Origin of the sequence: Ahniella affigens (assembly GCF_003015185.1) — a bacterium.
Classification (GTDB): Bacteria; Pseudomonadota; Gammaproteobacteria; order Xanthomonadales; family Ahniellaceae; genus Ahniella; species Ahniella affigens.
In genome coordinates, this window is the sequence record NZ_CP027860.1 from 2,967,838 (window position 1) to 2,978,967 (window position 11,130).

General features: G+C 60.2%; 7 protein-coding genes. 3 read left to right on the plus strand and 4 right to left on the minus strand.

What is annotated here, in order from left to right; genetic code table 11:
* Window positions 1-2 precede the first annotated feature (2 nt).
* The 4 genes from C7S18_RS11315 to C7S18_RS11330 are packed head-to-tail and all read right to left on the minus strand — an operon-like array spanning window position 3 to window position 7,491.
* The gene (locus C7S18_RS11315) at window positions 3-500 is read right to left on the minus strand and encodes a hypothetical protein (RefSeq protein ID WP_106891668.1); all 498 of its coding nucleotides are present in this window, start codon (window positions 498-500) and stop codon (window positions 3-5) included.
* A complete protein-coding gene (locus C7S18_RS11320; RefSeq protein ID WP_106891669.1) occupies window positions 497-3,760 on the minus strand; it encodes a site-specific DNA-methyltransferase in 3,264 nt (1,087 codons plus the stop codon). Before C7S18_RS11320 ends, C7S18_RS11315 begins: the two co-directional genes overlap by 4 nt.
* Before the next feature lie 12 nt (window positions 3,761-3,772).
* Window positions 3,773-4,762: a hypothetical protein gene (locus C7S18_RS11325; protein ID WP_106891670.1), complete on the minus strand. Its 990-nt coding sequence runs from the start codon at window positions 4,760-4,762 to the stop codon at window positions 3,773-3,775.
* Window positions 4,762-7,491, minus strand: a complete 2,730-nt coding sequence (locus C7S18_RS11330; RefSeq protein ID WP_106891671.1) for a DUF499 domain-containing protein — start codon at window positions 7,489-7,491, stop codon at window positions 4,762-4,764. The genes C7S18_RS11325 and C7S18_RS11330 overlap by 1 nt, the downstream gene beginning before the upstream one ends.
* Window positions 7,492-7,954: 463 nt before the next feature.
* On the opposite strand from C7S18_RS11330, the gene C7S18_RS11340 reads away from it, so the two are divergent.
* From C7S18_RS11340 to C7S18_RS11350, 3 genes are all read left to right on the plus strand, one after another.
* Window positions 7,955-8,467, plus strand: coding sequence for a macro domain-containing protein (locus tag C7S18_RS11340; protein WP_240624024.1), 513 nt, complete (start codon window positions 7,955-7,957; stop codon window positions 8,465-8,467).
* A 463-nt stretch (window positions 8,468-8,930) separates the two neighbouring features.
* Window positions 8,931-10,079 carry a Fic family protein gene (locus C7S18_RS11345; RefSeq protein ID WP_206208013.1) on the plus strand — a complete coding sequence of 383 codons (1,149 nt, stop codon included), beginning with the start codon at window positions 8,931-8,933 and terminating at the stop codon, window positions 10,077-10,079.
* A 641-nt stretch (window positions 10,080-10,720) separates the two neighbouring features.
* Window positions 10,721-10,960 carry a hypothetical protein gene (locus C7S18_RS11350; RefSeq protein ID WP_146151888.1) on the plus strand — a complete coding sequence of 80 codons (240 nt, stop codon included), beginning with the start codon at window positions 10,721-10,723 and terminating at the stop codon, window positions 10,958-10,960.
* Window positions 10,961-11,130: the final 170 nt, after the last annotated feature.

Below are 11,130 nucleotides of genomic sequence, written 5' to 3' on the forward strand. Positions count from 1 at the left end.
CCCTACGTGATTCGCAGATGAAAAAGACCCGCAGGCTTGCCGCCGTCGCGCAGCAGAATCTCCTGCGGGTACTCGTTGGCTTGGCCCCACAAAATGCGACCGAGGTCGATCTGGTGGCCGTGAGGCGCGTGACAGAGCCAGCCAACTTCATCCGTCGCCGGGTGCGCCTTGACGCGGCTATGGCCGCCAGGCAGCCAAAACACCAATGCACCGTCGCTCCCCCAATCGTCTTGAAAGGACAGGATAGCGGGCTTAATCGCATCGCCCAGCCACGTTTCTGCATCTGCTGGCGTCAACAGGTCTAGGCTGCCATCCAGACCGGCTACTACCAGCGTCCTACCGCCATTGCTTGGGAGATCGTCCGGCCAATTTCCTCTCGCACGGAGGAACTGGCGGAGGCTCCACACTTCTCTGGCTGCACAGATCTGATTGCGCGCCTCTTCGTCCCACAACCAACTAGTGCCCCGCACCTGCCAAACCGAGTCGCGCAGTTGTCTCATTGCTCGTACTCCCCATCGTCATCGAACAAGGAACCCTGCAAGGGCTGGGGCGCTCGGCTGGCTAGCCAAGCGTTGTGGATGGAGACCGCGCGCGAGGCCGCATTGCGCGTGGTCTGATCCGGGCCATTGCGGTGCAGCCATTCCAACAGCGGCTTCAATGCGACGTGCGGCTTGAAGTTCTCGTTCTTCAGCGTGTCCGAGGCATTAATGCCACTGCCGTCAAAGCACGCACCGATTAGCACCAGCGCCTGATCCAAATCGGACGTGAGCTTGCGGCGATGCTTGCCCGACCACTCGCGTGCAAACTCCAGCGCGTCGGTGCGGGTAAATACCTTATTCTTCTCAGTGCACCAGCCGCGCTGCACGAACTCGTCCGGCGTGGTGATCGAGCCCTTGAGAAACTTCTGCAGCTGGTCGCGCTTCAGCTCAGGCGCGTTACCGAAGGTACGCAGGAACTGGCGCGTGATCGGCTCCGCGTTGACCGGGGGCGCTTCCTTGCCCTTGTCGGCGTCCTCGTCGATGAGCTGATTGATGCCCACCAGCGCGTCGCGAACGGAGATAATGCGGCCTTCATCGACATACACCTTGCCGTAGTGGCGCGAGAAGTATTCGAGCGCCTTGCCGCGCCGGATCACCTGGATGTCGGCTGCGGGCAAACCTTCTTTGGCGTGGTTCTCGAGCATCGCCTGCAACTGGCGCACATCGGCCATCACCTCGCGGCGCATCCGGCCCCAGCTCACCGGCTTGGGTTCCTCGGTGCGCTTGCGGCAGACGTGGATGATGTCGTACTCGATGGTCTTGGAGCCGAACTCGCCTTCGCCCTTGGTTTCGTCAGAGCGGATGGGGTAGGTCGCTTCGAGGTAGTAGCCCGCATCGAACAGCGATTCCAGAACCGCCACCCACGGCTCGTCCTCGCTGTGGTGGAAGGTGAAGGCCAGGATGCCGCTGGGTTTGAGTGCACGATGCGCTTCGCGCCAGCACTGCGTGAGCAGACGCTGGTAGAAACCGTCCGGATCTTCCGGCTCGCGCGCGCGATTGGCGACCGCCTCCAGCGACTTAGGCGTGTATTCGGCGGTGAAGTAGCCGGGATACTTGTCCTTCAGTGCGAGGCGCAGCCAGACGTAGAAGAAATCGGACAGCTCCGAGTAGTGCAGCAGGCCGCCGAAGGGTGGATCAGTAATGACCAGATCGAGGCTGGCATCAGCAACCTTTGCCAGCTCCGTAGACGACCCACAGAAGACGTCCGCACCGTTGACGGGGTCGCCCGGAAAGACCTTCTCGCTCTTGCCACTGATGCCGTCTGCAAGCACGGCGTCCCTGCGCTTCAAGCTCTCAGCGCTTACTGCCTCCCAAGGCTGCATAGCCCAATCGCGGCTCTCAAGGAGAACAGGGACACAAGAACTCCAAGGGCCGTAGCCCATCGGCGAAAAGACGCCAACTTCAACTAGCGTTGATTTCGGGTGGAAGTTGTTGTTCGACATCGCAGGAACGAAGTGGTCCTTGTTGATGTGCCAGAACGCAAGAACGCTCTGGTTGCGTAGGTAGTTCTGGAATGCGCCAAGAACAAACTCGCGCGTCTTCCAGTCGTAGCTCCCGACGTTCACGATGGCATTCAGCAATTGCGCGTGAGCGAGCAACTGGCGCGGGTGGAACATCGTCCACCAATGGGTGAAGCCGTGGTTCGGAACGCCGCCTTGCAAATGGTGGGTCATGAATCCGTATGGAAGCTCGGAGCGCGGCCAGTAGTCCTTGAGGTCGGCATCCTTGCGCGCTTCCCATTCCGCGAACGCGGCGTCGTATTGCTGGGCGTGCGCCGTGTCGTAGGCGGCGAAGAAGCGGCCGCCGTAGGGTCTGCCTGCTTCATCTCGCTTGGGCGCGTAGCCCTGCACTGCGTAAGCGGCCATCGGGCCGGTCTTGCCGGTGGCCTTGATGGTGGTCAACACATCCTGCACCGTCCCGCAGGCCGAGCAGGCGTAGTGCGACTGCTTCGGCACCGTGCCAACCGTCGACTCGAAGGTGACACCAGTCTCCGGGCACGTCACTTGTTTCGGGACGATCCTTTTTTCTTTCTTGTTGCCGTTTTGATCCACCTCGATGACGGTTTCAAGACCCCGTACTTCCAGAAGCCGAATCTTCGCGGCGCGTGCCGCATCCCAGCGCGTGGTTGCCGCCACATCGTCCTGCGCCGAGCCGCCGTAAGGCTGGCCGTTGACATCCTGCTTCGCTTCGCCCGCCAGCCATTGCGGATGCACCAGCAGGCTCAGTTCCACCTTCTTGTTCTTGCCCTTGCCTAATTTCACCATCGCGGTGTGGCCGCAGTGCGGGCAGATCACGCCCTTCTTCCGGTCGAGCACGGAATACGGCGCTTCGGTGGGCGCGACGTAAAACGGCGTATCGGGTGCCATGCGGGCAGCTTCCTCCTCCACATCGAAGGCTTCGCCGCACTTGCCGCAGGTGTGCGCCCAATGCTTGACGGTGAGCGTCTTCACCGCCATGACCGGGCTAGTCATGATCGGCGTCCGGTGGCCGCAGCCCGTCACCTGACAGGGGCCGTGCTTGGCCCAGAAGGTGTAGATGATCTCCGGGCCTTCGTAGCGGTAGTCCTTGCGCTGCTCACGCGGAATGGCAAGCGGATCGAAGTCGGCGGGCATCGCCTTGTTGCTGGGCAGGTGCGTCCATTTGCCTTTCTCACCCTGCGGGCCGTCGCAGTAGTAGTACGGCATAATCTGCGGCTTGACCTCGGCCTCAATGTCGGCAAGGAGCTTTTTCACCTCCTCCAGATCGACATTCGCCAGTTCCTGCTTAACCACGAACCAAGCGACCGGGTTGAGGTCGTTGCCGACCATTTGCATCCCGAGGCGCGAGCCTTCCACCAGCGTGGTGCCGCCGCCCATGAAGATGTCGGCCACTTTCAGGTGCTTGAACGCGCCTTTTTTCTGGTGGTTGGCGTAGTAGTTGTCCCACACCAGCTTGGCCGCGTGCGACGGGTCGTCTGGCGCTTTGGTGGCCGCCGCGATCAACATCGAGCGGAACACGCTGGACCGGCGCCTAGCCCACCACTTCGACATCTGGTAGATCGGCTTGCCCGCGTTGCCTTCGATGATCGCCACCTGATTGACAGGCAGGATGGGGAAGTCCACCTCCAGACAGGTCTTGGGGCGGTTCGGGTCGTTGAAGTCGACCGTTTCGAGCGCGACCGCCTTGCCTGCGCCCACGGCCTTGGCAATTTGCTGTTGGAGTAGTTCTTTCTTGGTGGCCATCAGGCGAAGTCCTTACTTGGTCAGCTCGACGAACGGCGACAGCACTTCCAGCAGCGACAAGCCGCCATGCGTGAGCGTCGGGTAGCCGCCCTGGCTACGCCACTTCCTGCGACCCAAGGCCAACAGGTGCGCGCCGTGAGGGCTGTTGATCTGCAATGCCACGGGCGGCACGAAGGGGCCGGTGTCGCCAGTTCCGGTCTTGCTGCGCGAGCTTCCAAACGTCTGCCTGAGGAACTGGCCGACCTCGCCATCGGCATCGGGGAAGTAGCCCGTGGCCGCGTAGCCGTGATCGGAGGTCATGACCAGCCGCCGCCCGGTGGCAAGGCGCTCGACGAAGGCCCAGAAGTCATCACTGGACAACTGCTCGGCCACGTCCTTGGTCAGCGGCTCCAGCCCCTGGCCTGCGCCGGAGCCGTCGTGCAGCTTGGCGTCGGGCCAGTGGTGCCAGAAGATCTGGTTCGGCGCGCTGCCGATCAGGGCTTGGCAGTCCTTCCACGGCAAGTCCACCGTTTCAGTGTTGGCGGCCTGCAGCTTGTGTGCGCGACCGCCGCCGTTGTTCTGGAGCTTGCTGCGGCTCGCGAAGCCGAGCGCGTGGGCAAACTCATCAGTTTCGCCGGGTAACTCGGAGGCGCAGGCAGCGACTTCGTGCGTGGTGAAGCCGCGCGCTTTCGCGCCCTGCAACAGCCACGGCAGCTCGCGCAGGGAAAGGCCGTCGAGAATCAGCACCGCCTTGGCACTAAAGGGCTCCGCCCACCAACGCGTCAGGCGATCCGAGGTGCGCTCGACGCTCTGGCCAAATGCTTGCCACAAGCCCCAGCCACTGGACGCGAGGAATAAATCTAGCGCACCGACTTCACGGTCGCGCCGGACGACTTCGCTCGGCGCATTACCTGCGGACAGCGGCTTTCGGGCGATCTCGACAACCTGATCGACGATGATGCGCCAAGCATCAGCGTCCGAGCTTTGCATCAGGGCCTGCAAGGTGCTGGCTGTCAATGGCATCAATCGTCCTCCCTCTCAAGGTTCAGCTCGAAGCTCATCCCTTCGGGAAGCTTCTTGAGGATTTCTTTTAGCTGCGCACCTGTAGCGGCCGACACCTTGATCGAAACCTCCGCAACTCTAGTGGCTGGGCCGATGCCCCAATTCTCGATTCTGCCGATCAAGTTAAGCGGCGATGTGGCTGGATTCGACAGCGCCGTACGTGGTTTGGAAGCCTTGCTATTTCCGTCGAAAATGCCGCCTGCCGAAGTAATTGGCATCGTAGCGGGCAGTCCGCCGGAATTAGATTCGGATACACCAGCTCTGGAAACAGAGCCGTCAAGCGGGTATGCGCCAAGCGGCGACGGGGTAGATGCCGTTGAGCCGCCGGTTGCAGGCACGGCCGAGGGCAGCATCACGAACACGTCATCGAGATGGCGCCCCGTGAGCGAGAGCTTCGGGCGTAGACGTCGCCATGCCGTGTCCACATCCTCACCCGGATATGTTTGAAGATACTCCATGCCACGCAAGTTGATGGCCAACTTACCCTGAGCACACAAACCCAGTAGGCGTTCCTTCATCAAAGTCTCGCCCAGCCACGGGATGCAGTCCAGCTCTGCTGGACGCGGCTCTTGTAGCTCGCGCAGGAGCTTGCCAACAGATTCATTGTTGCAGGCGTATTCGAGCACCAGTTCCTCGAAGTCCTCTGGAACGAATAGATCGCCGATCAGCGCATCCTCGATGGCTTCGGGAATCTGCGAGCCTTGCTTATCGAGACGCTCGACGCTGAACTTGCACTGCGCAGGATCGGCGAAATTCCAGCGTTGCAGCACGGCAAAGCGGTCGAAGCGCTTTTTGAGGTTGTCGCGCAGGGTGATCTCGAATTCCTTGTGCAGCTTTTTGTATTCGGGGTTCTGTCCGCCCCATTCCTGCGCCTTCATTTCGGCGCGGGCGAGGATGAGTAGGTCGCGATCCATGAAGGAGTTGGTACTGCCCGCGCGCGGCAGCAGAAAGCGCACCGTATTACGGCGCTTCTGCAACTGCCCTTTAAGCCAGCGGCCCAGTGTGGCATCGAGCTTGTCGACTTCCTCAGGGAGCACGAGAATGGGCAGACGGTCATCCCACTTGTCGGGTTGCTCGGCCTCATCGAGCTCCGTCCACGGATCATTGACCCACGATTTCGGCAGGGCAATTACGCGGAAGGCCTTGGCGACCTCGTCGCTACCGCCGATGACATAACGTACCTGCTTGGCGAGCTGCGCCTGATCCGCGCCGTCGGCGAACAGCTTGTCGTTGCGCGCGTAGGCCATGAGCTTGGCGCGCGGGTTCTCTTCCTCGCGAAACAGCAGCTTGGTGCCTTCCTGGTGGATGTTGAAGCTGTTCTCAACGATGGTCGCCAACTCGACCTGGAATGCGTTGTCGTCCACTGGCTTGCTACGGGTGATATCCAGTTGCAGCGTGGCGGGTTCAGCTCCGGCGAGATTGCCTACGGCAATCGAGCGTAGCCAGAGTGCGCCGATGATTTCCTGCAGGTGCGGCGCGACGCTGGCGTGATCATGCCGCGCCTCCTGCACCGAAATAATGTTCTGCTGCGCCTTCTCGCGCAGCGTACGGTGATGCTGGTTGGCGACCGCTTCGAGCAAAGCGCCAATGCCCGAGGCATCGTCGTCCAGCCGAAAGTCAGCGGCCGTAAGCAAGGGCACGGACTCGCCACGGCTCTTGTAGAGGTTAGCGAGGATGCGGATCAGGTCGCGTGTTTCCTGGGCATCCGTAGCGATGAGTACCTGTTCTTCGAGCAGACGAAGCAGGTGCGGCGCGTACGGCCATGTTTCTGTGAACTCCCGGCGTTTACGTTCCTGCTCGACGGGCGGCACGTCGAGCAAACGAAAGGACTCGGCGACGTGCTGAGCTACTAGCGATTCGATGGTGCCGCTGGCGATCTGCAGGCGGTTGTCAAACAGGCGGTGCAACAGCATCCGTCGGCGATCCAGCTGGATGCGCTCGGCGCTGCCGCCCGCTTTGAAGTCGATGGCGACCGGGTTGACGCGATGCACCTGTTGGTAGGCGTCGCTACCGCCGTTGCGTACCGAAATTACGAGCACCAGCAGGTCGGGGCGCTCCTTGGCGATCTCCGAAAGAATCTGGATGAAGTTGAATGCCCAGTTCTTCCAAGGGTACTGCTTGGTGTTGGTCAGGCCGTCGTACCACGTCTGGAACTCGTCCAGCAGCAACATCGTCGGCTTGTTCTCCAGCAACTCGATGATGAGCTTGTCGGATGGGATTTCGGTTTTCGACGAGCCCTGGCCGTCCCACTTGCCCTTGATGAATGTGCCGTGCGGATGGTTGTCGAACAGCACATCCCACAAGAACTTGTAGCGGTGGCGATGCAGGCTTTCGCCGATGACGTGCATCCCATCGCGCAAGGCGATCTTGCCGATCCTAGCGTCGGTAAGCGTGGTTGCCCATGCATTGAGCCAGGAGCTGGTCGAGGACGGGTCGGTCACCGCGTGGTAGAGCGCAGCCATCAAGTGCGACTTTCCCAGGCCGCGTTCGCCGATCACGACCACAGGGCGACCCTGGCTGGGGCCAACGGCCTCGATGCCTTTCAACAGGTCGTGCGTGGGATAGGTGATCTCCAGAAACTGTTTGGCTGCAATCTGGGTCGCGCCCGTTTGCTGGTCGTTGGACAGCTCGATGGCTGTGCCCTTGAGGCGTTTGCCCCGGAATTCTTCTCGTAGCGTCAGTCCAAGCATTAATTTAGATCCCCATTCGTGAATGAGCTTGGCCCAGCCCATTCAAGCAAAGCGGCGGGTAGGTTCTTGATGAAACTTGCGGCTTCGGACTTCGACACATGCGAGGCCGAGTGCGGCTCGTATACAGGGACAAGACTTTTCGAACGCAACCCCAGGAGTGCACACATGCCAAGCTTCGGTTACTTCGCATTGTTACGCAAGTATATGATTTTCCTTAAAACGGCTGCCATCGATCTCACTTGTATGGACTGATTAAGGACTATCAAGTTTAGCTGAGGCAGCTCGGTTTAGGAGCGGCACGGCAATGCAAAGCCTCGGATAGGTGTCGCGACAGCCGCCGCAACACCGAAACTGTGGACTGGCTCATTTTACTGCGGTTGTATTGACCTGCTGCGTTCTGGCTCAGGCGTTACCTTTGAAAGGAGCATATATTGAGTACTATGGCCAACGAAGCATTCAAGCGTTGGACCGCCTGGCAGACGGCTGCTTTGGTTCCCCTACCCTTTTGAACTCGGGATATCCAATGATTAGCATTAGTTACGGAAACCTGCTCGAAGCTCGTGCCGAAGCGCTGGTCAACGCCGTCAACATCGTCGGCGTGATGGGCAAGGGCATTGCTCTGGCGTTCAAGGAGCGCTTTCCTAAGAACTACCGGCTTTACGCTGCGGCGTGCAAAGTCCGGGAAGTGCGGACAGGACAGATGTTCGTCACGGTGGTACGTGAGTTGGGCGACCCGCACTGGATTGTCAATTTCCCGACCAAACAGCACTGGCGTGCGCCATCTCGGATGGAATGGATCGTGGACGGTTTGCATGATCTGCGGCGGCTCTTGATTGAGCAGATGGTTGCTTCTGTTGCGATCCCGGCTTTGGGGGCTGGGAATGGTGGGCTTCCCTGGGCGGCGGTGCGTGAGCAGATTGAGCTTGCGTTGGGTGATCTGGAGATCGATATTCTGCTGTTCGCGCCGATGGAGTAATACGAGCGCAGCGGCAAGGGGCTTCGATTACGACGAAAGGCTGCTGTTGCTGACTGTCGGCGAGATTGCCCTGGATCCCGGAACCCGCTGCGCGGCTTCCAGGGTGACGACAATCGATTCGGGATGCTTCGGGACGCGGCTTCAGCCGAATGGGTGGTGCGGGCAAATATCAGATAACGGCTTTCGACACCCTGACCTGCTCGGGGGCTTTCTGCCTAGACCGCATTCCGCCCAGACCGCTGACAGACTTCCTAGACTGAACTTCGAGCGGCTGAGCTACTAGGCGGCGCTCGGTTCGGCGAGCCCATTGGGGTGCAAACAGACGAAAGCCGAGCTCCAAGCGATTAAGCGGGTCCCGCAGGCGAGACGATCTCGATCTAGCCAATGAAAGGATTCTTTAATGGTTGCCCGACACATTAAAGAATGCTTTAATTTGAAGCAACGGTATTCAAGGCGAGTCGCAATGATACGCAGCACGGGAATCGATTCGGTCACCACGACTCTGGGTGAGTCCGTGCGGGCATTCATACCCCACCCTTTGCCGCCAGCTGATCCGGCGTTGTTGCCCGAGGTCTACAGCAACCTCAATCGGCAAGCCGAACTGGCGCTGGCGCGTTTGGCGGGGGGCACGGGGCTGGTGCCGTCAGTGGACTGGTTGTTGTACAGCGCGATTCGCAAAGAGGCACTGCTCACGTCGCAAATTGAAGGCACGCAGGCAACACTGACCGACCTGTTCGACCACGAAGCGGGCTTCAAAGTCAGCAATACGGCGGACGTCGAGGAAGTCACCAACTACCTGCGCGCGCTCAACTGGACGCGCGAGCAATTGCGTGATCCCAAGGGACTGCCGATCAGTGTCCGCCTGTTGCGAGACGCGCATCGGCGGCTGCTTGACGGCGCTCGCGGGGCCTCGAAGCAACCGGGTGAACTGCGCCGCTCGCAAAACTGGATTGGTGGCACACGACCGGGTAACGCGGCGTTCGTACCGCCGCCACCAGAGCAGGTTCCAAGTTTGCTGGCTGAGTTAGAGCGATTCATACACGATACGAAAACGGATTTGCCGCCGATGGTGAGGGTGGCGCTCATCCACGCGCAGTTTGAAACCATCCACCCGTTTCTGGATGGCAACGGACGTATTGGCCGATTGCTGATTACGGCGCTGTTTGAGCACTGGGGCTTGCTCTCGGAACCGTTGCTGTACTTGAGCGGCTATCTGAAACAACACCAAGCGGAATACTACCGGCGTCTCTCTGCCATCCGCACAGAGGGCGATTGGGAGTCGTGGGTGGTGTTCTTTTTGGAAGGCGTTGTCGCAGCTTCGGCGGATGCTGAAAAGAACATCATTGATGTGGCCAGCCTTGTGGCCGCCGATCGCAGGCGACTATTGCAATCGACCAAAGCGGGCCCGGCAAGCTACCGACTATTCGAGATGTTGCCCATGATGCCGCGATTCACGATCGAACAGGTGCGTCAAAGACTAGAAACCAGCTTTCCCACGGCAACGGCGGCGGTCAGAGTGTTGGAGGAATTGGGCGTAGTTGCTGAGATGACGGGGCAGAAGAAAAATCGGTGCTTTAGCTATCAGGCATATGTTGAATTGCTTTCTCGGTGACGAGCTTCGGCGAGCGTGCGGCGAGATTGCCCTGGATCCCGAATAAAGTTCGGGATGAAGACAATAGTGATGCGGTGATTCGAGGTGCGGCTGGCGCCGGTCGCCACTTTGTTGGCGATGAAAAGTGTTCGGCACGATTGCCCTGGATCCCGGAATCCGCTGCGCGGCTTCCAGGATGACGACAATAGGTCGTGTAGGTTCGAGGTGCAGCTGGCGCCAGTTTGGTCTGGTTGTGTGGGCTTGTTGCCAGATTGCCCTGGATCCCGGAATCCGCTGCGCGGCTTCCAGGATGACGACAATAGGTCGTGTAGGTTCGAGGTGCAGCTGGCGCCAGTTTGGTCTGGTTGTGTGGGCTTGTTGCCAGATTGCCCTGGATCCCGGAATCCGCTGCGCGGCTTCCAGGATGACGACAATGGGGTGGCTTGGCACTGCGCTGCGGCTGGCGCTGGGTTGGCCTGGTTGTGTGGGCTTGTCGCTAAATTGCCCTGAATCCCGGAATCCGCTGCGCGGCCTCCAGGATGACGACAATGGGATGGCTTGGCACTGCGGTGCGGCTGGCGCTGGGTTGGCCTCGTTGTGTCGGCTTGACGCTAGATTGCCCTGGATCCCGGAATCCGCTGCGCGGCTCCGGGATGACGGCAATGGGGTGGCTTGGCATTGCGGTGCGGCTGACGCCGTGGGTGGATCGATTCGTCAACGGGGGTTGCCGTAGTTTCGCAAGATTGCCCTGGACCGCGGATCAAGTCCGGGGTGACGACAATAGTGGCGTGGTGATTCGAGTTGCGGCTGATGCCGTGGTGGATAAATCCGTCACCGGGCTGCAGGTGGTTCTTCGTAGGATTGCCCTGGGTCCCGACTTTCGTCGGGATGACGACTATTGAGTGGTGTCGCAAGACTGCCCCGGGTCTCCACGTTTGTCGGGATGACGAAGACGACACTGCAAACGCCTGGCTATGTGCCCAGCGATTTTTCTCCCATGAGCGAGTCTTGTCGCCCTCAATCAGACTCGCTAGATTTAACGCACAGACCCGGCAGTGGGTCGGATCAATGG